This is a genomic window from Reyranella soli, assembly GCF_007992495.1.
Lineage (GTDB): Bacteria > Pseudomonadota > Alphaproteobacteria > Reyranellales > Reyranellaceae > Reyranella > Reyranella soli.
The window spans coordinates 141,751-162,663 of record NZ_BKAJ01000031.1 but is presented as its reverse complement, the minus strand read 5'-3'; the positions used below and the strand labels follow the sequence as shown (position 1 = coordinate 162,663).

23 protein-coding genes are annotated in these 20,913 nt (G+C 67.4%); 12 read left to right on the top strand and 11 right to left on the bottom strand.

Annotated elements, in window-relative coordinates; all coding sequences use genetic code 11:
- Positions 1–22 precede the first annotated feature (22 nt).
- A complete protein-coding gene (locus RSO01_RS09060; RefSeq protein ID WP_147148370.1) occupies positions 23–430 on the bottom strand; it encodes a GFA family protein in 408 nt (135 codons plus the stop codon).
- A gap of 333 nt (positions 431–763) precedes the next feature.
- Here RSO01_RS09060 and RSO01_RS09055 point away from each other — a divergent pair, with 333 nt between their 5' ends.
- The 7 genes from RSO01_RS09055 to RSO01_RS09025 all read left to right on the top strand — a co-directional run bounded on the left by RSO01_RS09055 (position 764) and on the right by RSO01_RS09025 (position 4,554).
- On the top strand, positions 764–1,291 hold the full coding sequence (locus RSO01_RS09055) for a YidB family protein (protein WP_147148369.1): 528 nt from the start codon (positions 764–766) through the stop codon (positions 1,289–1,291).
- Positions 1,292–1,302: 11 nt separating this feature from the next.
- A complete protein-coding gene (locus RSO01_RS09050; protein ID WP_147148367.1) occupies positions 1,303–1,563 on the top strand; it encodes a GlsB/YeaQ/YmgE family stress response membrane protein in 261 nt (86 codons plus the stop codon).
- 91 nt (positions 1,564–1,654) lie between these two features.
- Positions 1,655–2,074 (top strand): ribbon-helix-helix domain-containing protein, encoded by a 420-nt coding sequence (locus tag RSO01_RS09045; protein ID WP_147148365.1) that lies wholly within the window; start codon positions 1,655–1,657, stop codon positions 2,072–2,074.
- 58 nt (positions 2,075–2,132) lie between these two features.
- Complete coding sequence (locus tag RSO01_RS09040) at positions 2,133–3,311, top strand: extracellular catalytic domain type 1 short-chain-length polyhydroxyalkanoate depolymerase (protein WP_147148363.1); 1,179 nt, start codon at positions 2,133–2,135, stop codon at positions 3,309–3,311.
- 120 nt (positions 3,312–3,431) lie between these two features.
- Positions 3,432–3,635, top strand: coding sequence for a hypothetical protein (locus RSO01_RS09035; RefSeq protein ID WP_147148361.1), 204 nt, complete (start codon positions 3,432–3,434; stop codon positions 3,633–3,635).
- An 88-nt stretch (positions 3,636–3,723) separates the two neighbouring features.
- A complete protein-coding gene (locus RSO01_RS09030; RefSeq protein ID WP_147148359.1) occupies positions 3,724–4,086 on the top strand; it encodes a hypothetical protein in 363 nt (120 codons plus the stop codon).
- Positions 4,087–4,185: 99 nt separating this feature from the next.
- A complete protein-coding gene (locus RSO01_RS09025; RefSeq protein ID WP_147148358.1) occupies positions 4,186–4,554 on the top strand; it encodes a PRC-barrel domain-containing protein in 369 nt (122 codons plus the stop codon).
- Between the two features lie 79 nt (positions 4,555–4,633).
- On the opposite strand, the gene RSO01_RS09020 is transcribed toward RSO01_RS09025, so the two are convergent.
- On the bottom strand, positions 4,634–4,870 hold the full coding sequence (locus tag RSO01_RS09020; protein WP_147148356.1) for a hypothetical protein: 237 nt from the start codon (positions 4,868–4,870) through the stop codon (positions 4,634–4,636).
- Between the two features lie 315 nt (positions 4,871–5,185).
- Between RSO01_RS09020 and RSO01_RS09015 the strand changes: the two genes are divergently transcribed.
- Together RSO01_RS09015 and RSO01_RS09010 are read left to right on the top strand one after the other, a co-directional pair.
- Positions 5,186–6,136 carry a hypothetical protein gene (locus RSO01_RS09015; RefSeq protein WP_147148354.1) on the top strand — a complete coding sequence of 317 codons (951 nt, stop codon included), beginning with the start codon at positions 5,186–5,188 and terminating at the stop codon, positions 6,134–6,136.
- Positions 6,137–6,177: 41 nt separating this feature from the next.
- A complete protein-coding gene (locus RSO01_RS09010; RefSeq protein WP_147148352.1) occupies positions 6,178–7,086 on the top strand; it encodes a hypothetical protein in 909 nt (302 codons plus the stop codon).
- Positions 7,087–7,128: 42 nt separating this feature from the next.
- Here the strand turns inward: RSO01_RS09010 and RSO01_RS09005 are convergent, their stop codons facing one another.
- The 3 genes from RSO01_RS09005 to RSO01_RS08995 form a co-directional block, all read right to left on the bottom strand.
- A complete protein-coding gene (locus RSO01_RS09005; RefSeq protein WP_147148350.1) occupies positions 7,129–7,611 on the bottom strand; it encodes a transposase in 483 nt (160 codons plus the stop codon).
- Between the two features lie 31 nt (positions 7,612–7,642).
- Entirely contained in the window at positions 7,643–7,915 is a 273-nt protein-coding gene (locus RSO01_RS09000) for a hypothetical protein (RefSeq protein WP_147148349.1), read from the bottom strand.
- A 203-nt stretch (positions 7,916–8,118) separates the two neighbouring features.
- Positions 8,119–8,559 carry a hypothetical protein gene (locus tag RSO01_RS08995; protein WP_147148347.1) on the bottom strand — a complete coding sequence of 147 codons (441 nt, stop codon included), beginning with the start codon at positions 8,557–8,559 and terminating at the stop codon, positions 8,119–8,121.
- A 249-nt stretch (positions 8,560–8,808) separates the two neighbouring features.
- Between RSO01_RS08995 and RSO01_RS08990 the strand changes: the two genes are divergently transcribed.
- Entirely contained in the window at positions 8,809–10,941 is a 2,133-nt protein-coding gene (locus tag RSO01_RS08990) for an adenylate/guanylate cyclase domain-containing protein (RefSeq protein ID WP_246158230.1), read from the top strand.
- 15 nt (positions 10,942–10,956) lie between these two features.
- Here the strand turns inward: RSO01_RS08990 and RSO01_RS08985 are convergent, their stop codons facing one another.
- From RSO01_RS08985 to RSO01_RS08975, 3 genes are all read right to left on the bottom strand, one after another.
- On the bottom strand, positions 10,957–11,670 hold the full coding sequence (locus tag RSO01_RS08985; protein ID WP_147148345.1) for a hypothetical protein: 714 nt from the start codon (positions 11,668–11,670) through the stop codon (positions 10,957–10,959).
- Positions 11,667–14,570 carry an ATP-binding protein gene (locus RSO01_RS08980; protein ID WP_147148342.1) on the bottom strand — a complete coding sequence of 968 codons (2,904 nt, stop codon included), beginning with the start codon at positions 14,568–14,570 and terminating at the stop codon, positions 11,667–11,669. Before RSO01_RS08980 ends, RSO01_RS08985 begins: the two co-directional genes overlap by 4 nt.
- Before the next feature lie 74 nt (positions 14,571–14,644).
- Complete coding sequence (locus tag RSO01_RS08975) at positions 14,645–15,400, bottom strand: sensor histidine kinase (RefSeq protein ID WP_147148340.1); 756 nt, start codon at positions 15,398–15,400, stop codon at positions 14,645–14,647.
- Positions 15,401–15,601: 201 nt separating this feature from the next.
- Between RSO01_RS08975 and RSO01_RS08970 the strand changes: the two genes are divergently transcribed.
- On the top strand, positions 15,602–16,222 hold the full coding sequence (locus RSO01_RS08970; RefSeq protein WP_147148338.1) for a cysteine hydrolase family protein: 621 nt from the start codon (positions 15,602–15,604) through the stop codon (positions 16,220–16,222).
- Positions 16,223–16,225: 3 nt separating this feature from the next.
- Here RSO01_RS08970 and RSO01_RS08965 read toward each other — a convergent pair whose 3' ends face one another.
- Positions 16,226–17,668 (bottom strand): ATP-binding protein, encoded by a 1,443-nt coding sequence (locus RSO01_RS08965; protein WP_170302948.1) that lies wholly within the window; start codon positions 17,666–17,668, stop codon positions 16,226–16,228.
- A gap of 275 nt (positions 17,669–17,943) precedes the next feature.
- Between RSO01_RS08965 and RSO01_RS08960 the strand changes: the two genes are divergently transcribed.
- A complete protein-coding gene (locus tag RSO01_RS08960) occupies positions 17,944–18,840 on the top strand; it encodes an adenylate/guanylate cyclase domain-containing protein (RefSeq protein WP_147148334.1) in 897 nt (298 codons plus the stop codon).
- 1 nt (position 18,841) lies between these two features.
- Here the strand turns inward: RSO01_RS08960 and RSO01_RS08955 are convergent, their stop codons facing one another.
- Positions 18,842–20,230 (bottom strand): FAD-binding oxidoreductase, encoded by a 1,389-nt coding sequence (locus RSO01_RS08955; RefSeq protein ID WP_147148332.1) that lies wholly within the window; start codon positions 20,228–20,230, stop codon positions 18,842–18,844.
- Between the two features lie 13 nt (positions 20,231–20,243).
- Entirely contained in the window at positions 20,244–20,696 is a 453-nt protein-coding gene (locus RSO01_RS08950) for a cupin domain-containing protein (RefSeq protein ID WP_147148330.1), read from the bottom strand.
- Between the last annotated feature and the right edge of the window lie 217 nt (positions 20,697–20,913).

The window sequence follows — 20,913 nt, the reverse complement described above, 5'->3', positions numbered from 1 at the left end:
CGGCGCGGCATCCGTCCAGCCATCAGACTGCCGGGCGCGTCGTTGCATAGGCCGGCAGCTCATCGCCGATCACCGCCCATGACAGCTTGTGACTGGTCCACACGCGATAAGCCGGCGGCAGCCGGTCAGGGTCATCCAGGCTGCAGGTCATGATGTCGAGCCTGTCCGGCTTGCCGTTGTGCTGGTACGTGAGCGGCGAACCGCAGGTCCGGCAGAAGGTGCGCACCACCTCGGGAGAGGAGCGGTAGCGCGCCGGGTAGCCGCGCGTGATGGCGAAGGCCGATGTCGCGAACTGGGCGAACGGCAGCTCAGGGGCCGACGACGCGCGGCGGCACGTCCGGCAGTGGCACGAGCCGGTGTGCAGCGCGGGTCCGCTGACGGAATAGCGGACGGCGCCGCACAGGCAGCCCCCTTCAAGGTTGGTTTCCATGTCGAGCCAAACGCCGCGTGCCGCCGCCGAGTTTCCCCGTCGCGGAGCAGGGCAATCGCATATGACCAATTTTCCCGTCATCCCGAGCGGAGCCGCCTGAAGGGCGGCGCAGCCGAGGGACCTCTTCTTGTCGATGCATCAACAAAAAAAGGTCCCTCCGCTCCGCCTCGCTACGCTCGGCTCCGGTCGGGATGACGGGACTTTGCAGTCATACGCGATCGCCCTGCGTCGCGGAGGGAGGACTCTTACGGCGGCAAGCAACGCCAGCGGCGCGCGCGTGTTGTCCAGGCACGACAACGCGACACGCCACCAATCACCAATGCGGAGGTCACAATGGGATTGCTCGATGTGCTGACGGGAATGCGCAATGGCCCGCGCGGTGGCGGCGGTGGCGGCGGCGGCATGTCGCCGATCACCATGGCCCTGCTGGGGCTGCTCGCCTACAAGGCGGTCAAGGGCTTCAGCGGCAACACCGCCAAGCCGGGATCGGGCATGGCGGCGCCCGGCGGCGGCCTCGGAGATCTCCTGAAAGGCGGCCTGGGCGGCGCCGGTGCAGGCGGGTTGGGATCGATCCTCACCGGCGGGCTGGGCGACCTCCTGAAGCAGTTCCAGGGCGCCGGAAAAGGCGACGTCGCCGAGTCCTGGGTGGGCAAGGGCGAGAACAAGCCGATCGGCGCCACCGACCTCGACAAGGTGCTGACGGCCGAGCAGATCGACTTCCTGACGGAGCGCACCGGCCTCAGCCGCGACGAATTGCTGGCCGGGCTGGCCGAGCAGCTGCCGAAGACGGTCGACGAGCTCACGCCGCAAGGCCGGCTGCCCAGCCCGAGCGACATCGATCGCGTCGCCGGCCATCCCTGAAGGAGCGTTCCATGGGCATTCTCTGGATCATCGTCATCGGGTTCGTCGCGGGGATCGTGGCGCGGCTGCTGGCGCCCGGCCCCAACCGGCCTTCCGGATTCCTGCTGACGACGGCGCTGGGGATCGCCGGCGCCTTCGTCGCCACCTTCCTCGGGCAGGCTGTCGGCTGGTACCGCCCGGACCAAGGGGCAGGGTTCATCGCGGCGACGGTGGGCGCGATCATCGTGCTGTTCGTCTGGAACAGGGTCGCCGCAGCGCGTCGGACGCCTTAGGGCATGCGGCCAGCGCAACACCATAGTCCCTTGCATAAGGCCACGGGACGCCCATATCCATCCTGCTGGATGGTATGGGGATGGTCTACGGATGGTCGAGAGGACGGACAAACGGTCGATCGGCGCTCCCGACAGCGAAAAGATCACGATCAACCTCGGGTACGTCGACCTGGGCCAGATCGACCTGCTGGTCGACGAGGGCTTCTATTCCAATCGCACGGACTTCATCCGGACGGCAATCCGCAACCGGCTCGACCGGCACACGGACACGATGAAGGAGTCGGTCGCCCGACGCCATCTCGACCTGGGGCTTCGCCGCTACGAACGCGCGGAGCTCGAGGCGGTCCGGGCGGCGGGTGAACGGATCCATATCCAGGTCCTCGGCCTGGCCGTGATCGCGCCCGATGTTTCCGTCGAGCTTGCGCGCGCAACGATCGCGTCCATCGAGGTGCTCGGCGCCCTGCAAGCCAGTCCCGAAATCAAGACGGCGCTCAGCGATCGTATCCGCTGAGCCCGAGACCGACCGCCACTGCCGTGCGCGGCCAACGCTTCACCGAATGCCCCAGGAGATGGATGTGATTCGTCCCAATGTCGACATGATGGAGGCCCTGCGATTGACGCGCCAGGGCCGGCTGCAGGAAGCGATGGCCGTGCTGCACGGCGCCTCACCCGGCGACGCGGCGGCCGGTGCGGCCAAGGAAAAGGAACAGGCGGCGACGGCGACCGTCCTCGACATGGTTGCGCCGTCGCGCGAGACCGGGAATGCCTGGACGATGCCGCGCACCGGCACGGCATCCGACACCGGCGGATGGGTCGAGCGCCTGCGCGCGCTCAACGACGAGCTCAGTGGCCTGGCCGATGGCCGGATGAAGCCGTCGCGGGTAGTCGTGGCCCCGGGGGCGAGGTTCGAGACACATGCCTATGCCAATGACGCCGGCAGCAGGAGCTACAAGCTCTACGTCCCGGCCTCGTGGAAGGGCGGTCCCTTGCCGCTCGTGGTGATGTTGCACGGCTGCACCCAGTCGCCCGACGACTTTGCGGCAGGCACGCGGATGAACGACTGCGCGGAGGAGCACACCTTCCTCGTCGCCTATCCCGCCCAACCGGCATCGGCCAACCCGTCGCGATGCTGGAACTGGTTCAACGGCAGCGAACAGCAGCGCGGCCAGGGCGAACCCTCGCTCATTGCCGGCATTGCGCAGCAGATCATGACGGAATTCCCGGTGGCGCCGGGCCGTGTCTATGTCGCCGGCCTCTCCGCGGGCGGCGCCGCGGCGGCCACGCTGGGGGCGACCTATCCCGATCTGTTCGCCGCCGTCGGCGTGCATTCCGGATTGGCGTGCGGCGCCGCGCGCGACCTTCCTTCCGCCTTCGCCGCGATGCGCCAAGGCGGCGCGGGCGCGAGGCCGGCGGGCGCGCGGGCGGCGATCGTTCCGACCATCGCGTTCCATGGCGATGCCGACACGACGGTCAATCCCGTGAACGGCGACCAGGTCATCGCCCAGGCGACACCGGCGGCCCACCTCGAGACCTCGGTGAGTCATGGCAAGGCCGATGGCGGCGTCAGCTACACCCGCACGAGCAAGTCCGACGCGGCCGGACGGCCGATGCTGGAGCACTGGATTCTTCACGGCGTCGGCCATGCGTGGTCCGGCGGCAGCCCGGCCGGATCCCATACCGATGCGCGCGGACCCGACGCCAGCCGCGAAATGGTTCGCTTCTTCCTTCAGCACGCGACAGCGACATGAGTGGCCGCGAAGCTCTCGACGTTCACTGTTGAACACACACGTGTCCGTGCCCGAAGGACGCACTTGCGCATTCGGCGCAAAGACCCAGCTATCAGTCACTCACGCTCGGGGAGGAAACGCATGGAACGCGGTCTGCTCGCCCAGCTCAGCCCCCACGAACGGACGACTTTGCGCCGGATCGCCAACGGGGATGTTCTTTCGGGCGCTCTAAATCGTCGTCACGTCACCCAACTGCTCTCGCTTGCCCTCATTGAGGAGAAGGCCTCGGCATACTTCCTGACGGTGCTGGGCCAACAAAGGATCGAACGGTTGGAGAGCTGGTAGCCGGGATCATGCAGGTCCGGCGCAACCGATCGCCGTGCCGTGCTGTTAGCCAAGTGGGACGCTTTCATTCCCTGTATCGGAGCCAGTCATGCGCGTACTCGTAGCCCTCGTCGTGCTGGGCACCATCGTCGCGGTGCCACCGGCGCTTGCCGAAGCGTGGCGGGCGAAGCCTGAACTCGAGAAGGGGGCTCCTGCCAGCTGCCGGGAGGCCGATGTCTCGAACTTGGTCTTCGACTTCTCGGACACCGGAAACGACCTGTCGTTGAAGACCAATGGCGGCGAGGCGTTCGCCGCTCCCATTGCCGCCGATGGTTTCGTCAACACGACGCTGACCGTACCGGTGGGCAGGAGGACGTTTGCCGTCGACCTTACGGGGAATGTGAAGACCCGGGAGATGGAACTCTTCAATAAGCAGTATGCGTGTCGCTTCAGGCTCACGCCGGTGCAATAGAGGCCGCAAAGGTAAATCGGCGCGGCGCCGCAACGATGCCGGAACCGCTCCGTTGGTTGGCCAGCGCCGCTTCGGCGCCCAACATCCAAGGAGCAACCCATGGCCAGCGAAGTGACCAAGATCACGTCCGGCAGCCTGATCGCCGCCGAGAAAGTCGAAGGAACCGACGTCTACAACCCGCAGGGCGACAAGCTCGGCTCGGTCGACGACATCATGATCGACAAGGTGAGCGGCAAGGCGATCTACGCCATCATGTCGTTCGGCGGCTTCCTCGGCATCGGCGAGAAGTATCATCCGCTGCCCTGGTCGACCCTGAAGTACGACGAGAGCAAGGGCGGCTATATCGTCAATCTCGACAAGAAGATGCTCGAGAACGCCCCGACCTACGACATCAACGAGGAGTTCATGTGGACGCCGGACTACGGCCGCCGGGTCGACAAGTACTACAACGCGCCGAGCTACTGGTAAGGCAACGAACAAGGAGCGTCGCGCTGCCCGAGCCGGCGCGCGACGCTGCCTCCTTGCGCCCAAGGTCAGGGAAGGAAGGTCAGTGAAGCGCCGGCCGCCGCGGTTGCGCGCCGGAGTCCGAATCGACGGCATCCCGGTAGATGATCGTGGCGGTCCATTGCGGCGTGGCGCCGCTCGGCGCATCGCCCGCCGGCAGCACCCAGCCGCTGATCCTGTCGAACCCGCTCTGGGCGTCCCACCAGTCGGCCGCCGCCTTCTCCGCCTGCGCCCGCGTGTCCGCCGTGAACGCGCGCCAGTATTTCGCCTTCTTCAACATGCCTGCCGATGTCCTCTCCCGCCGGCCAGCCTAACGGGCCGCCGATCGAGGGGACATCTGCAAAAGTCGGGCCCTACCGGCGCTCAGCCGTCCCCGAATGATCACGGAATGTGCGCTGACCCTGCGTCGAAGCGTACTGGCATACGCGGGGACCATTGGTGGCCGACTTACACCCGATACTTAAGGATGGGCGGCATCGGTACTTCCGGCTGACTCACTTGGTCCGCACTTAACGATACCATCGCGCTGCGCCAGGCGGTGCGGGGCTTCCTTGCCTGGCTGTGCCGTCGCCGCTTTCCGGAGCCGGAGGATGCGATGTCGAAGGGCCTGCCCTTGCCGCCGCCACCCAAAAAGCCGATCAGCTTCACCCCCTTGATGAAAGCGGCGCCGGCGCTGGCGGCATGGCCGCCGGGGGCCTTCCGCGATGCCTACCGGGTCGGCGACAAGCCCGGAGCGAACTGGCAGGCCGTGGCGGCGGGCTTCGGCGTCCCGAACGTGTGGGACCTCATCTGGTTCAACTTCCAGACCACCGACCCACGGGAGGTCAATTTCTACCTCCACCGCTACGTCGGCTGCTGGCAGAGCAACGACGGCAAGAACTTCAGCTTCAAGGGCGCCGAGCCCGGCATCATCTTCATCCCGCCGTTCGGCTGGAAGCGTCCCAGCCCGGACCCGCTGATGGCGCGTTTCCTCAGCATGCTCACGGCGAGCGTTTCGCGCTTTCCCTACATCACCTACAAGAACGTCCATATCAGCCGGTCGAGCTTCGAGACGGTCGGCCTGGCGGTGCGCAACGGCAGGATCGGGATCGCTTACGATCCCGACGAGCTCAAGCGTGCGAATGCGGCGGCGATGTACCTGGACTATTCGAACAGGTTCATCTTCCGCGACCCCTTCATCGACACGATCAGCCGCCGCGCGGATGTCGTCCATGAGGCGACCCATGCCGTGCTCGACATGTACAAGGGCAACGGCCTGCAGATCCTCGACAACGAATTCCTCGCCTTCCTTTCGGAGGCGATCGCGCTGAAGACGCTTGGCTACGCCTATGAAGGCAGCAATGTCTTTGGCCTGGCAGCAGAGCTGGCGACCATGGTGATCGACGAGTCGCGAACCAAGGCGCTGGTCGCGGTCGAAGAGTTCGACGAGGCCATCGAAATCGACGGCAAGGTCGAGAATCCGGTGCTGCGTCTGCGAGAGGCCATCAGGCACCATCCCAATTTCATCACCAATTGGTGGCGGCGTTATCGCGACGATAGCGTCTGAACCTCGAAGGGTCCTTGTCTCCGGTCGCCTTGTCCGTTTCAATGATCGAAGTGGTGCGGCCTGACCGCATCCCCGGCACTGCTCGCCAGTACGGCCGAGGTGACGACGACTTGGTTGACCGCGATCATCCTCCCGTGGAACGCGACCGGTCGGTCGCCGAGCCTCGCTTCGACGCCGAGGAGAGGGAGGCCAGGGGGCGAGAGCTGCGCGCCGCCCAGGACCTCGCGCGACAGCGCCGGCGTCAAACCATCCTGGCAAGCTCGGTGGCCGCCGTCATCCTGGCGCTCGGCGGCGCGACGACGTGGATGTACCGCGAGCTGGCGGCCCTGCGTGCAAGCCAGGTCGAGCAGCTCGAGGACGAGAACAGCGTCCTCTCACGATTGCTCCGCCAGGAGTACCAGCAGCGCTTCGATGCCGCGAAAGTATTCCCGGCGCGCCAGGAAGTGGTCGCGCAAAGCGTCAGGAAGATCCTGGGCAATCGCGCCCGCTACGAGCGCATCACCAAGTCGATGACGATGCCCTGGTACTTCCTGGCGATCATCCATGGCATGGAAGCCGACTTCAGGTTCGACTCCCATCTGCACAACGGGGATCCGCTGACCGGCCGGACGGTCCACGTACCGGCGGGACGGCCGACCGGGGGCAAGGCGCCGTTCAGCTGGGAAGAGAGTGCGATGGATGCCATCGCGCTCAATCGTTACGACAAGTGGAACGATTGGAGCATTGCCGGGATGCTCGTCGCCTGGGAACGCTATAACGGCCTGGGATATCGGCAGCATGGCATCCATTCGCCGTATGTCTGGGCGTGCACCGACCAGTACGCGAAGGGTCGCTATGTCGCCGACGGCCGGTTCGATGCGAATGCCGAATCCAGGCAATGCGGCGCCGTGGCTATGCTCAAGGGACTGATCGCGACCGGCTCGATATCGCCGCCGCCGGGGCCGAAATAGGCCCGTCATGACGGGTATATTGGGCCCCATGCGATCGCCCTGCTAACGCGGGAGGTTCCGGCAGATGGCGAGGGTGACAGTGGAACGGGTGGCGGGGCCCTTGTTGCCGGAACCGGACGCAGTTTGTGCGCTCGCCCGGCCAAGGCGCTTCATCATTGAAGATGCCGTCTTGAACGACACGTTCAGGATCCGATGCAGGTGATAGGGCCGCATCGGCCTGGTTCCCCCTTCGGTCAGATAGATTGCCTGCAGCCACTTGTGCGCCGGAACGTGGCTCGAGCTCATCACCGTGCCGTGCAGAGAGGAGAACGGCTTGCGGCAGGCGTAGCATTTATAGGCCGCCACACGGGTCGACGCGCCGTTCAGTTTGCGCACCCTGGCGCTGCTGCGGCAGCGTGGGCAACGCACGCCATCCGGCCAGAGCAGGCGTTCAAGGAAACGATGTGCACTGGCTTCGTCCGCGAACATCGCCATCCCGTCGCGCGCTTTGCGCAAGGGCTTTGATTCGAAACGTGAGACTTGCATGAGGGGGCAGTCGACCGGTCCGTTCGGATCGCTAGCTCTGCTTTCGGAAGCTGCCGACAGCGACGCAGTTCATGCCTGCGGTCGTCCGGACTTCACTATCCTTGGTGCGAAACGTGAAGCCGCCGTTGATGTTCTTCGGTTCGCTCACGTCTTCCCACGACATGTTGCCGCTCCCCTGGCATTTGACCGTCCACTTGCTCCATTCGACCACTGGATCGGCAACGCGCGCCGCGATTTCCGGATCTGCAGCGTGGGCCGCAGCGATGGAAGCGATGACAACGACTGCGACGATGGCCTTCTTCATGTTCCTCTTCCTCAGCTGGCTGAGAGCGATGCTGTTCGCGCTCTGACACCCCATAAACGCAAGGATTGTCGGCCTTGTTGCCCATGGGTCTCGCCAACTTCCATGGATTTCGCAGACCCACATCGAACGGCGACGCAACTCGGTGCAGTCGACATGGCAACGCTCCGTGCTCAAAACGGATGCTGGCTGCTGGACCTCAGACTTCAGCTTGCCCGCTCCGACGGCGCGCGTCTGGCCTTCTCCTGCTCTCTCAGGCAACCTCGGAAGATCGGGGCGCAGACGCCTTCCTTGCCGATCATGTCGTCGTTGTCGCCGGCATAGTTCACTGCCGCCACCCTGCCGTCCACGATCCGGACGATGGCGTGACAGTAGGAGCCGCTTCCACCAAGACTGACTCCGCCGCCGATGATAGGCAACGTAACCTGCGCGCCGCCGGTCCTCTCATACTTGTTTTCATAGGAGTACAGCGTGGTCCGCGCGTCGATTTGCTCGGTCCGCGTCGGAAGGCCCGCGCAGGACTTCAGGGTGACAGCGTCCATGCCCAGGATGGACTCGCGCGCCTTCTCCGCAACGTAGTGGGCGGGCGAGCACGCGCTGATTGCAAGCAGACCTGATCCCAGCAGCGCAAGCGAGGGCCTGAGCATGAGGACTCTCCGTGGTGACGGTCGACCAGCAACGCCGGAATCGCCGCAATGCCCACCGCGGCGATGCGGTCCCTGCCTTAAACGAGAGCCGCTTCGATCCGTTCCAAGGCGGCGAGCATATCGAGAGCCTGCGTAGCGCTGCATATCTCGGCTGCAAACGCCGGCGGGTGCGAGCGCGCCTCGCCGACCATCGCCGGACTTCGCTGACCTATCGACCCACGCCAGCGTCAAATGGGCTAAAATCCCCCCATGTCCCCGTCCGACGCGACCAAGCCGTCTCCGCCCGTGCGTTGGGGACTGGCCGTCAAGCTGTTTGCCCTTCTCGCCCTGCTCGGCGCGATCGCGGTGCTGGTCACCAGCGTGCTGGGTTACCTGCAGGCCCGCGATGCCCTGCAGGAGGCGATCTACAACCAGCTCACCTCGACCCGGAAGGCCAAGGTGCAGCAGGTCGAGACGTATTTCCGCACCATCCGCAACGAGCTCTCCCAGCTGGCCTACTCGAAGGAAGCGGTCGATGCCGCGCAGGCGTTCCGCGCCACGTTCAACGAGCTCAATCGGACCGACGTGCCGGCCGATCTCCGGCTCGAGGTCGATGCCTGGTACAGCGCCGCGTTCCTGCCCGGCCTGCGACGCCTGGCGGCCAAGGAGCCGGACATCAAGGAGTATCTGCCCATCGATGCCGCCGGCTATTATCTCCAGTACCACTACATCGTCGCCAACCCCTATCCAGCCGAGCAGCGCGAGCTGCTCAACGATGCCGGAGACGGCAGCACCTACAGCCGCGAGCACGCGATCTACCACCCGCTGCTGCGCGACGCCGCCGCAACCTTCGGCTTTTTCGACCTGATGCTGGCGGATCCGGCGGCCGGCCGCATCGTCTATGCCGTCAGGAAGGAAGTCGATTTCTCCGCCTCGCTGCGCAGCGCTCCCTTCCGGCAATCGAATGTCGCCGTCGCCGTCGCGCGCTGCGGCGCCGATGCCGAAAAGTATGCGACATGCCTGGAAGACTTCGCGCCCTATGCGCCCTCGGGCGGCGCGCCGATCGCCTTCATGGCCGCGCCGATCATCGACCAGAACACCGTGCTCGGCGTGCTGATCGCGCAATTGTCGATCGACGAAATCGACAAGGTCGTGACCAGCGGACGCCGCTGGCGCCAGGACGGCTTCGGCGCCACCGGCGAGGCCTATCTCGTCGGCGCCGACCACCTCGCGCGCTCGGGGCCACGCGCCTTCTATGAAAACCGCAACCGGTACTATGCCGATCTCAAGGAGAGCGGCGCCACGGACCAGGAGATCGACGCCATCCGCCGCTACGGAACGCCGGTGCTGCAGCAGCACATCGCCACGGAGGCCGTCCAGTCCGCGCTCGCCGGGACCGAGGGCGCCGGCGAGATCGTCGGCTATCACGGCGTCCCGACGCTCGCCTCCTGGGGTCCGCTTTCCATTCCCGGCCTCAAGTGGGTCCTCGTCGCCAAGATAGACGCATCCGAGGCGTTCGCCCCGATCGACAGGCTGCGGCGCAACCTGATCATCGTCGGCGCCATCGCCATGCTGGTGGTGGTCGTGACGTCCGCCTGGCTGGCGCGCTCACTGCTCGGGCCGCTCAGGGAACTCACCGCCGGCGTGACGCGCTTCGCCGCCGGCGACTACGGCGCCAAGGTGGCCGTGCGCAGCCACGACGAGATCGGCCGCCTGTGCTCGGCGTTCAATGGCATGGTCGACGAGCTGCACGAGAAGACCATCGTCATCGAGAACAAGAACCGCGAGAACGAGCAGTTGCTGCTCAACATGCTGCCGGGGCCGATCGCCAACCGGCTGCGCGGCGGCGAGAAGAACATCGCCGACGGCTTTGCCGAGGTCACGGTGGCCTTCGCCGACATCGTCGGCTTCACCGCCCTGTCCTCGCAGATGCCTCCGGCCAGTGTCGTGAGCCTGCTGAACGGGCTGTTCACGCGATTCGACGAGGCCGCCCAGGAGCTCGGCATCGAGAAGATCAAGACCTTGGGCGATGCCTACATGGCGGTGTGCGGCCTGCCGGTGCAGGTGCCCGACCATGCCGAACGCATGGTGCGCATGGCGATCCGGATGGTCCACATCACCCAGGAGCATGCCATGGAACATCGCGTGCCGTTGACGCTGCGGGTCGGCATCAACAGCGGCCCTGTCGTGGCCGGCGTGATCGGCAAGACGAAGTACATCTACGACCTGTGGGGCGACACGGTGAACCTGGCGAGCCGCATGGAATCGGGCGGGGTGCCCGGCACGATCCAGGTGACGCGGTCGGTGTACGACAAGCTCAAGGACCGCTTCGTCTTCGAGCCGCGTGGCCAGATCGAGATCAAAGGCAGAAGCAGCGTCGAGGCCTGGCTGCTGAAGATCTGACGGCAGGCGACATCCTCAGTCCTCGCCCGCCCAGTCGACGCGATAGCGAAACTCCCAGGCATCGGCGGCCGTGGTGCGCCGCGCCTGCTCATCGCCCGGCCGGGCGATGTAGTCGGCGCGCCGCCAGTCGGTGAAGGTCCTGGTGTGACTGGGCGTGAGGCCGAGCGACGGCGCGAACAGCACATCGGTCTTGTCGGGCAGGCGCAGCACCAGCAGGCGATGCCAGGTGCGATAGTAGAGCTCGACGCTGCCGGTCAGGACCTCGCGCCCGTCGTCGCGTCTTGTGTCGGACAGGACGGCCGGCATCGTATTCTTGGCAGTCTGCAGCTCGACCGCGTCGCGCGACGGCGGCACCGCGACGCCCGGCGGCAGGCGGATCTCGAACACCAGCCGAGGCGCGGGCCCGTTGGCGTTGACCAGCGGACGCATCAGCCAGAAAGCGCCGATTCCCGCTGCGGCGACCAGAACCACGCCAACGAACACGAGGCCGACGCGGCCGGCCACGGCGGCGCCCTTCAGCCCGGCGCGGCGCAGGACCAGCCAGGCGCCCAGCACCAGGCCCGCCAGCCCGCCGACCGGTCCGCCGATGAACACCGCGAAGTAGCCCGACGCGCCTTCGAACGAGGTGATGCCGAGCAGCGGCGCCAGCGCGGAGGCCGCAGCGGCACCCAGGGCAAACCCCAGCGCCGCACCGACCATGGCCACCAGGAGCGCCAACAGGTAGGTCATGAGGGACGCGCGCGCTTGCGGGCCGGCTGTCTACGGGGACGACCGAGCACAGCCACCGCCTCGCGATAGTCGGCGGTGTCGCGACCTTCGGTGAAGCGGTCGAGGACGGCCGCGAGCTCGGCGTGCGCGGCGGCGGCGCTGTCGGCGTCCGGGGCGAGGCGCACCGCGCTGGTCGCGATGCGCAGCGACCAGGCGAGCGCACCCTGCCGCTCCGCCCACTGGCGCGCTTCGGCGAGCACGGCCTGCGCCGGCGCGTGCTCGCCCTCGCGGTGGAGCAGCGTCGCCTTGAGGCGCAGCACCTCGGCAATGCACCAGCGCTCGTCGTTGCGCTCGGAGCGTTCGATCGCCGCCTCGATGGTGGCGCGCGCCTCGTCGTGGCGGCCGGCGAGGCCCAAGGCCTCGGCGTAGCGGCAGAGGAAGAAGAGGTAATGGACGCCGAAATCGATGCCGCGCAGGCCCTTCAGCGCGTCCTCGAGCAGCGGCAGGCCGGCTGCAACGTCGCCGCGCTGCACGGTCAGCACGCCGCGGAAGCACACGCCGAAGGCGCGCCAGAAGTGCCACTGGTAGCGCTCGGCCTTGCCGACCAGATCGTCGACGAAGCCCTGCACGGCAGCGAGGTCGCCCACCAGCAAGCCGACCGGACATGAGGCCTGCACCAGCACCTGCACCAGGGAGAGGTCGTCGCCGCGGCTGCGCTCGTCGTCGGCGAGCTGCCAGGCGATCCGCCGCGCCTGGTCGGAAAGCCCCTGCAGCCAGCAGATGCGCGCCAGGAAGGACCGCGCCAGCGAGCGCTGGTCGAAAATATAGCGCAAGGTCTGCGCGCCGGTGGCTGGGGCCACGTAGCCGGCCAGCATGCGCTCGAGATGCCGGTGCGCGGCGGGCTGGTCGCCCAGCAGGTGGAGCGAGTGGCCGATCATGCGATGGCCGACGCTGCGGTCGGTCTCGTTGGTGCTGCCGGCGACATCGAGGAACTCGCGGGCCAGGTCCAGCGAGGCGCGCAGCGCCCCGGCATTGACCCGCGTCGCCCACAACCCCCAGATCCCGCGCAGCTGATACTCGGCATCGCCGCTGGCGCGCGACAGGTCGAGGACCGTCGTCCAGGCGTCTTCCGTCTCGCGCACGAATCCCTTGAGCTGCATCAGCGACCAGGCCTTGGCGACGTGCAGGCGCAGCTGCCGCGCGGTGTCGGCCGCCGCCGCCGCCAGCGCGAGGGCGCGGCAGGTCCGCTCGTAGCATTCGTTGAGCAGCGACAGCTGGTACCACAGCGGGACTGCGGCGACGGTGAGCGCGACGGCCGTCGCGGGCTCGGCCTCGAGGCTGAAATCCAGCGCGGCACGGACGTCGTCGATGAGGCGGCGATGGCGGGCGAGCCACGCCTCGGCCGGCAAGGCGTCCCACTCCGCGCTGGCGGCCTCCATGGCGGCGAGGCATTGCCGCGCATGCCGCCGCATGCAGGCAACGTGCTCGCCGCTCTCCTCGAGCTTCTGCAGCGCATAGGCGCGCGTCATCTCGAGCAGACGGTAGGACGGCAGCCGCGTCTCGAAGTTGGGCACGATCAGCGACTTGGTGACGAGGTTGGCGATGCTCTCGGCCGCCGTCGCCGCGTCGGCCCCCTCCCCAGCCCCTTCTTCTGCCAGCACGCCGGCCGCTTCCGCGATGGTGAAGAGGCCGGCGAACACCGCGAGCCGGCACAAGGTGACGCGCTCGGCCTCGGGCAGCAGCTGGTAACTCCAATCCAGCGCGGTGGTCATGGTACGATGGCGCGCCAGGCCGGTGCGCCGGCCCTGCATGGCCAGCCGGAAGCGGTCGTCCAGCACGCGCTCGAGGCCGGCGATGCCGAAGGCGTCGACCTGCCCTGCGGCGATCTCGATCGCGAGCGCAATGCCGTCGAGATGGCGGCAGATATTGGCCACCGCGGGCGCATGCGCGTCGGTCAGGGCATATTCGCCGAGGCACATCGCCGCGCGCTCGACGAAGAGCTGGACCGCCGGATAGCCCATTGCGTCGACGGCGCTCAGCCGCGCGGCCGCCTCCGGAAGCGCCAGCGGCGCCAGGCGGAAGACCCACTCGCCCTGCACGCCCAGCGCCTCGCGGCTGGTGGCGAGGATGCGCAGCCGGGTCCCCGCATCGCGGGCAATGGTTTCCGACAGCCGCGCGGCGCTGTCGATGACATGCTCGCAATTGTCGAGGACGATCAGGGCGTCGCGCTCGCGCAGGAAGGCGACGATGCCGGGCAGCGGATCGTCCGATGCCACGCCGACGCCAAGCGCCGAAGCCAGCGCCGTGGACACCAGCCGGTCGTCGGCCAGCGGCGACAGGTCGACGAAGCAGACCCCGTGACGCAGGGTGGGGCGCAGGCGGTCGGCGACGGCGAGCGCGACCGCCGTCTTGCCGATGCCGCCGGGGCCAACGACCGTGACGAAGCGATCCTCGACAAGCCGTTGCGTCAGCGTCTCGATGACGTCGGAGCGGCCGAACAGCCGCCCTGTCGACAGAAAAGGCGACAGGGCAGGCGACGGCGCCGCCGCGGACTCCGGCAGCTCCTGCGCGGCGGCCATGGGCGCGGCGACCGCCGAGATCTCGCCGACGAAGGCGTAGCCGCGGCCGGCGATGTTGGCGATGTAGCGCCGGCCGTTCTGGCCGTCGCGTAGCGCCTTGCGCAAGGCCGCGACCTGCGCCCGCAGCGTTCCATCCTCGACGAGGACATTGGGCCAGATGCGCGCGCAGAGCGCCTCCTTGGCGACGGCGCGGCCGGGTTGCTCCAGCAGGGCGATCAGGAGATCGCGCGCGCGGCTGCCGAGGCGCACGGGCGTCTCTCCCTCGAGCAGCAGATGGCGCGCCGCAAACAAGCGGAACGGGCCAAAGGCGACCCCGGGGTCACTCGGCGCCTGGCCGGTCATCTCGCGTCGATCCCCCTTCCCGTCAATCTGCCCACGTGCAGCCGGAGGATAGGATCGCGGCGGAGACCTGCCAATCACGCCGCCGCGGCGGCCGGTATCGTGACCTCGAACGTCATGCCGGGACCGGCATTGCGGACCGCGCGCAGTTCGCCGCCGTGGGCGACAACGATCGAGCGGCAGATCGACAGCCCGACGCCCAGGCCGTGCGGCTTGGTCGTGTAGAACGGGCTGAACAGGCGACCGAGCTTTTCCGGCGCCACGCCCACGCCGACATCCTCGACCGCGAGCAACAGCCGGTCGGCGCCCCGCCGGCTGGTCCGCACGACCACGGCGCTGTTGCGATCGGGCGCCAGCGGCGTCGCCTGCAGGCCGTTGCGCACCAGGTTGACCACGACCTGCTGAAGCTGCGTGCGGTTGCCATGCACCGGCGGCAGGTCCGACGCCAGCACGGGCTGCAGCGCGACGTGGCGGTCCTCTGCCTCGTGCCGAACCAGCGCCAGCGCCTCGTCGACCATCTCGTTGACGTCGACCGGCGACTTCTCAAGCGCGACCTTCTCGGCCAGCGCCCGGACACTGTCGATCAGCCGCCGCGCGCGGTCGGACGAAGCGGCGACACGCGCCATGGTCGCGAGCGCCCGGTCGATATCGGGCGTTTCCCGATCCAGCCAGCGCTGGCTGGCCGCCGTGTCGATGGCGATGGCCGCCAGCGGCTGGCTGATCTCGTGCACAATAGACGCGCTCATCTCGGCCAACCAGACGAGGCGGTCGGCATGGCCGTCGTCCGGATCGGACCTTCCGCGATCTGCTTCGTGCAGGATGGACTGGGTCACTACTCTCTCCACATACGGGAACCGGCGCATCTGCGTGATGGGTGAGAGTTTGTCGCGCCGCAGCGACGGCGGCGAGTTAATCGTCGTGAAAAAAAGTGCAGTCCCGGCAGCTCCGGCCGGCGGACAACACCGCTTCACATCTCTTAAGACCCGCCGCCGCGGGGCGCGGGTGCATATTCGACTTTAGTACAAGAGGTAGATGTGCTCGCCAGGAAATATGCCGAGGATCGGACCGGGCTGCTGCTCATCGATGCCTTCAACGACTTTCTCAGCGAGGGCGGCAAGCTGTGGCCGCGCGTCCAGCCGGCCGCGGAGACCGCCGACCTGCTGGGCCATCTGCGCACGCTGCTGGGCATCGTGCGCCGCGCCGGCCTCGCCGTGTTCCACGTGCCGCACCGGCGCTGGCGCGAGGGCGACTTCGACCGCTGGAAGCATCCGACCCCATGGCAGCTCGAGATCGACCGCGAAGGGCTGTTCGCGCACGGCACCTGGGGCGGAGACTGGCATGCCGACCTGGCCCCCCAGCCGGGCGACGTGATCGTCCAGGAACATTGGGGCCATGACGGCTTCCACAGCACCGACCTCGACCTCCAGCTGCGGCAGCGCGGCATCGAGAACATCATCGTGGCCGGCATGGCCCTCGACAGGTGCGTCGCGGCGACCGCCCGCATCGGCGTCGAGCTCGGCTATCACGTGACGCTGGTGCGCGATGCCACGGCGATGCTGGCACCCGAGGATGCCGAACCCGGGAGCGAAGGACCGCCCATCGCGCATGTCATCGTGACGACGCAGGAGCTCGCCGCGGCGCTGGGTCAGCCGTAACAGTCAGCGGCCGGCGAGCGATTCGACGTAGGCGGCATGGCGCCGGTTGGCGTCGGCCTCCTCGCCGGCGGCGCGCAGCTTCTCCAGCGCGTAGAGGCGCGTCGTCGTGAGCAGCCGGTAACGCGCGCCCTCGTCGGCGAGGTCGGCGACGACCAGCGATTTCTGGATCAGGCTGACGAGCTGGTCGGTGAGCGCGAGGCCCGCAATGTCGCCGGCCACGGCCTGCGCGGCGTCGAGGGAGAAATCATCGGCAAACACGGCAAGGCGGCGCAACACGGCCGCCTCGGTGGGCGACAAGAGATCGTAGCTCCAGTCGAGCAGAGCGCTCAGCGTCTGGTGACGCGGCTGGGCCGTGCGGCGGCCGCGCGCCGCCAGCAGCAGGCGATCGTTGATCAGCGTCGCGAGGCCTCTCAGCCCATAGACGTCGATCCGCGCGGCGGCGAGCTCGATGGCGAACGGAATGCCATCGAGGCGCCGGCAAATGTCGACCGCCACGGGCACATCCTCGTCGGCGAGGGTGAAGCCATGCATGCTGGCCGCGGCGCGCTCGCTGAAGAGCTGGACTGCGGCGAAGGCGAGCGCTTCGGCAGCGCCGAGGCTCGCGGATTTCGGCGGCACGGCCAGCGACGGCAGGCGCTGGACCCATTCGCCTTCGGCGCGCAGCGCCTCGCGGCTGGTCGAGAGGATGGCCACGCCCGGCGCCGCCTGCAGCAGGGTCACCGCCAGCGCGGCGGCCGCCTGGACGACATGCTCGCAGCTGTCCAGCACGATCAGGACGCGCTTGTCGCGCAGCGCTGCGGCGAGCGACGCCAGGGCGTCCGCATCGGCGGGCGCTTCGCCGAATGCGGCCCGTACCGTCGCCGCAACGAGGTCGGGATCCAACAGCGAGCCCAGCCCGACGAACCGGACGCCGTCGGCGTAGCTGCCGGAGAGCTGGTCGGCGATGGCCACCGCGACAGTCGTCTTGCCGACGCCGCCGGGCCCGAGAATGGTGAGAAACCGGCGGGCACGCAGCTGGGCCGCCAGGGCCGCGATGATCTCATCGCGGCCGATGACGTGGGTGAGCGAGACCGGGAGATTGTGGGCCGGCCGGTCGGCCGTCGACCGGGCGTCCGACGCATCGCCCTGCTCGCGCGACACCGGCGCCGCGAAGCTGTAGCCACGGCCGGGCTCGTTGGCGATGTAGTGGTTGCCGCCCGGGCCGTCGCCCAGCGCCCGACGCAAGGCCGCGACGTGGACGCGCAACGTGTTGTCGTCGACATGGACGCCAGACCAGACCGCGGCCATCAGCTCGTCGTTGCCGATCGTTTCGCCCGCGCGCTGCACCAGGAAAGCCAGGAGGTCGAACGCGCGGCTGCCGAGCCGCAAGGGCCGATCGTCCCGCAGCAGCACCCGATGGGCGACAAGCAACCGGAACGGCCCAAAAACGAAGCTCCCGTCAGCCACGGCAGCCAGGACGGCACAGGACGCACATGGCGTGCAGCCTAAGGTGCTGTCGAGTCGAAGCGAAGCCTATTCCGAAGGACAGGAACCCGGGTCGCTGTCGCCAGAACGGCCGCGCATCAGCGCCTCCGCGCCCGCCCAGCCGCTCGGTCCGGCCAGGCACCGGCCTTCACGCAAGCCGGTCGATGACTCATTTTTGACACGCCCGTCGTCGCCGCGGTCGGACAAGCTTCAGGGCGATTGAGCAGAAGGGTTTCACTCTCCCTTCGTCGGAAACCATGGCACGTACCGAACGGCGACTGTCTGCCATCCTGCATGCCGACCTGGCCGGCTTCGTCCGGCTGGTGGAGAGCCAGGAAGAGCTGACGTTCGAGCATCTTCGGTCGGCGCGCGACAAGATCTGGCAGCCGGTCATCGAACATGGCGGCGGTTCGCTGGTCCACAGTGCCGGCGATGCCATGCTCGCCGAGTTCGGCTCGGCCGCCGCCGCCGTGCAGGCGGCGATCGAGATCCAGGAGCGCATGGCGCGGTTCAATGAGACGATCGACGAGGACCAGCGGCTGATGTTCCGCATCGGCGTCCATCTCGGCGAGATCATCATCGACGAGGCGGGTCACGATATCTTCGGCGACGGCGTGAACCTGGCCGAACGCATCCAGGTGTTGGCCGAGCCGGGCGGAATCGCCGTCTCGCGCGCGGTGCGCGACGTGGCCAGGCTGCGCGACGACTATGCCTATGTCGACGCCGGCGAGCATCGGGCCAAGCACGTCAGCCTTCCGCTCCACATCTACAGGGTGCGCGCCCGCGAACACGCCGCCACCGTGCCCACCAGGGCAGCGCCCGTGCGCGGGGTCTTCCATTTCCATGGCGCCGACGACACCGGGCGCAAGTTCGGCTTCGACCTGGAAATGGACGAACTGGCGAAGCGCAAGCAAAGCGTCTTGATCGGCCGGGATTCCAGCCAATGCGACGTCGTGCTGCTGAACACGTCGGTTTCCCGGTGTCACGCGCGACTGAGCGTCGGCCGGGACAACACCCTGCAGATCGAGGACGTCGGATCGACCAACGGCATCTCGATCGACGGCGAGCGCATCACACCCAGGCAGCCGCACCCCCTGGCGCCGGGGTCGACGCTCAAGCTGGGGGATGTCGAACTCGTCGTCCGTTACGACTAACCTAAGCCGCCGGTTGAATGTTCTGGTTGATGCTGAAGAAGTTCGTCGGGTCGTACTTCTTCTTCACCTGGGCTAGGCGCGGATAGTTGGCGCCGAACGCCGCCTTGATCGTGTCGGCGTCCTCTTCGCTCAGGAAGTTCAGAAGGTAGGCGCCGCTCGAATGGGGCTTCATCGCCTCCGCCATGGTGCGCGCCCAGGCCATGTGCTTTTCGTTCTCGGCCGGGTCCGTCCACTGCGCCATGAAGCCCACGTCGTACTCCGCCTTGCGGGCGGCAAACGCGCTCTCGCCGGCGCCCGTACGACCCGCCGCGCCGGCGTAGTACTCTATCACTACGGCCGACAGCGGCGATTGCATCTTGTTGGCGTGATCGACGATGACGTCGATCGCGTCGTTGCTCAGCGCCTTGAGGAACGTGGACTTCCAGTAGTTCTGCGTGCCGTCCGGAAAGGCATCATCGAGGATCTTCTGCATCGCCGGGAACGGCATCGGCTGGACGGCGTCCATCACCGGCGCGCCGAACTGGCGAAGCGGCTTCAGCACCCGCTCGCCCTCGGCAAGGTCGCCGCACCAGCAGACGATGACTCCGACAACGGGCGAGCCATCGGGGCCCGTGATCAGCCCGACATAGGCGGTCAATTCCTCAGGCGCCGAAGCCATGAAGTCGCGATAGTGGCGAATGACATCGCCGGCCCGATCGCGCGGGTAGACGATCAGTCCGCCCAGCACGGTCGATACGGGATGTGTCTTGTAGAGGAACGACGTCACGATCCCGAAATTTCCGCCGCCGCCGCGCAATGCCCAGAACAGGTCGGCATTCTCATCGGCGCTTGCCGTCACGATCTCGCCTTCGGCCGTCACCACCTCGCAGGACAAGAGGTTGTCGCAGGTGAGGCCGTACTTGCGGACCAGCCAGCCGACGCCGCCGCCCAAGGTCAGGCCGGCAATGCCGGTGCGGGACACCACGCCAACCGGGACAGCGCGGCCAAAGGCATGGGTTTCGCGGTCGACATCGCCCAGGGTCGCGCCGCCCTGGACACGCGCCGTTGCCTTTGCCGGATCGACGAACACCGCTTTCATGCCCGACAGATCGATCACGATGCCGTCGTCACAGAGCGCGCGGCCGGCGACGTTGTGGCCGCCGCCGCGGATGGCGACCAGCACGTTGTGTGCCCGCGCGAACTTCACCGCCTGCACGACATCGGCCGTACCAGCGCAACGGACGATCAAGCCGGGATGCTTGTGGACGTGGGCGTTCCAGATGCGACGCGCCTGCTCATAGTCCGCATCGCCGGACCGAATTGCCTTTCCGGCAAGGGCCGATGCAAAGCTGTCGATGGCTTCCTTGGCGACCGGCAAGCCCTTCCGATCCTTCAATGTCGACGTCGTCATGGGGGTACTCCAGTTACTTCTTGCGCGGATCGTCGGCGGGATTGACGTAGATGACCCCTTGAGGTCCGGTGCCATGCAATTGAAGGACGGTTTCCTCGGTGAACCACGCATAGTGGGTCATGCCCTTGGCCACGTATGAATAGCCGCCGGCCTTCACCTGCACGCCCTTCGTCTCGTCGAGCTTGTCTCCGGTGCCGATGTTGAAGCTGCCGGAAAGAACCGTGACGTTCTCGTCGTTCGGATGAGTGTGGGCAGCGATCTTGAACCCTGCCGGAACCTTCAGGCGAACGACGTACTGGCCTTCCTTGGTCGGGTCGCCTTTCACCACGGCGAGCTGCGCGCCGGGCGCGTAGGCGGCGGGGGCGATCCACGTCAAACCGTCGGCCTGCACGGTCGCGTGATGATCCATGGCCATGGCGGGTACGGCGAGTGCCGAAAACAAGGTCAGCAGGATTGTCGTTCTCATGCTTCCACTCTCGCGCAAGCGCCCGGAACATGTCATTGGCCGGCCTGCCGGGAGGCTTGATCGAGAAGCCGCCTCACATGACGGAACTGGCTTGCGTCGGAACAGGTGGGTCTTAGTCGTCCGGTTCCGCAAGCCATGCGGGAAGGCTATGCTGCAGTGGGGCAGGAGAGACGACGTTGCGTTTCCTACGCGGCACCTTTGCCGACACCACCCGTCG

What these genes read in the sequence shown, in the direction of transcription:
- RSO01_RS09060 (WP_147148370.1), bottom strand. Translation starts at nt 430, where the DNA reads ATGGAAACCAACCTTGAAGGGGGCTGCCTGTGCGGCGCCGTCCGCTAT.
- RSO01_RS09055 (WP_147148369.1), top strand. Translation starts at nt 764, where the DNA reads ATGGGATTGCTCGATGTGCTGACGGGAATGCGCAATGGCCCGCGCGGT.
- RSO01_RS09050 (WP_147148367.1), top strand. Translation starts at nt 1,303, where the DNA reads ATGGGCATTCTCTGGATCATCGTCATCGGGTTCGTCGCGGGGATCGTG.
- RSO01_RS09045 (WP_147148365.1), top strand. Translation starts at nt 1,655, where the DNA reads ATGGTCGAGAGGACGGACAAACGGTCGATCGGCGCTCCCGACAGCGAA.
- RSO01_RS09040 (WP_147148363.1), top strand. Translation starts at nt 2,133, where the DNA reads ATGGATGTGATTCGTCCCAATGTCGACATGATGGAGGCCCTGCGATTG.
- RSO01_RS09035 (WP_147148361.1), top strand. Translation starts at nt 3,432, where the DNA reads ATGGAACGCGGTCTGCTCGCCCAGCTCAGCCCCCACGAACGGACGACT.
- RSO01_RS09030 (WP_147148359.1), top strand. Translation starts at nt 3,724, where the DNA reads ATGCGCGTACTCGTAGCCCTCGTCGTGCTGGGCACCATCGTCGCGGTG.
- RSO01_RS09025 (WP_147148358.1), top strand. Translation starts at nt 4,186, where the DNA reads ATGGCCAGCGAAGTGACCAAGATCACGTCCGGCAGCCTGATCGCCGCC.
- RSO01_RS09020 (WP_147148356.1), bottom strand. Translation starts at nt 4,870, where the DNA reads ATGTTGAAGAAGGCGAAATACTGGCGCGCGTTCACGGCGGACACGCGG.
- RSO01_RS09015 (WP_147148354.1), top strand. Translation starts at nt 5,186, where the DNA reads ATGTCGAAGGGCCTGCCCTTGCCGCCGCCACCCAAAAAGCCGATCAGC.
- RSO01_RS09010 (WP_147148352.1), top strand. Translation starts at nt 6,178, where the DNA reads ATGATCGAAGTGGTGCGGCCTGACCGCATCCCCGGCACTGCTCGCCAG.
- RSO01_RS09005 (WP_147148350.1), bottom strand. Translation starts at nt 7,611, where the DNA reads ATGCAAGTCTCACGTTTCGAATCAAAGCCCTTGCGCAAAGCGCGCGAC.
- RSO01_RS09000 (WP_147148349.1), bottom strand. Translation starts at nt 7,915, where the DNA reads ATGAAGAAGGCCATCGTCGCAGTCGTTGTCATCGCTTCCATCGCTGCG.
- RSO01_RS08995 (WP_147148347.1), bottom strand. Translation starts at nt 8,559, where the DNA reads ATGCTCAGGCCCTCGCTTGCGCTGCTGGGATCAGGTCTGCTTGCAATC.
- RSO01_RS08990 (WP_246158230.1), top strand. Translation starts at nt 8,809, where the DNA reads ATGTCCCCGTCCGACGCGACCAAGCCGTCTCCGCCCGTGCGTTGGGGA.
- RSO01_RS08985 (WP_147148345.1), bottom strand. Translation starts at nt 11,670, where the DNA reads ATGACCTACCTGTTGGCGCTCCTGGTGGCCATGGTCGGTGCGGCGCTG.
- RSO01_RS08980 (WP_147148342.1), bottom strand. Translation starts at nt 14,570, where the DNA reads ATGACCGGCCAGGCGCCGAGTGACCCCGGGGTCGCCTTTGGCCCGTTC.
- RSO01_RS08960 (WP_147148334.1), top strand. Translation starts at nt 17,944, where the DNA reads ATGGCACGTACCGAACGGCGACTGTCTGCCATCCTGCATGCCGACCTG.
- RSO01_RS08955 (WP_147148332.1), bottom strand. Translation starts at nt 20,230, where the DNA reads ATGACGACGTCGACATTGAAGGATCGGAAGGGCTTGCCGGTCGCCAAG.
- RSO01_RS08950 (WP_147148330.1), bottom strand. Translation starts at nt 20,696, where the DNA reads ATGAGAACGACAATCCTGCTGACCTTGTTTTCGGCACTCGCCGTACCC.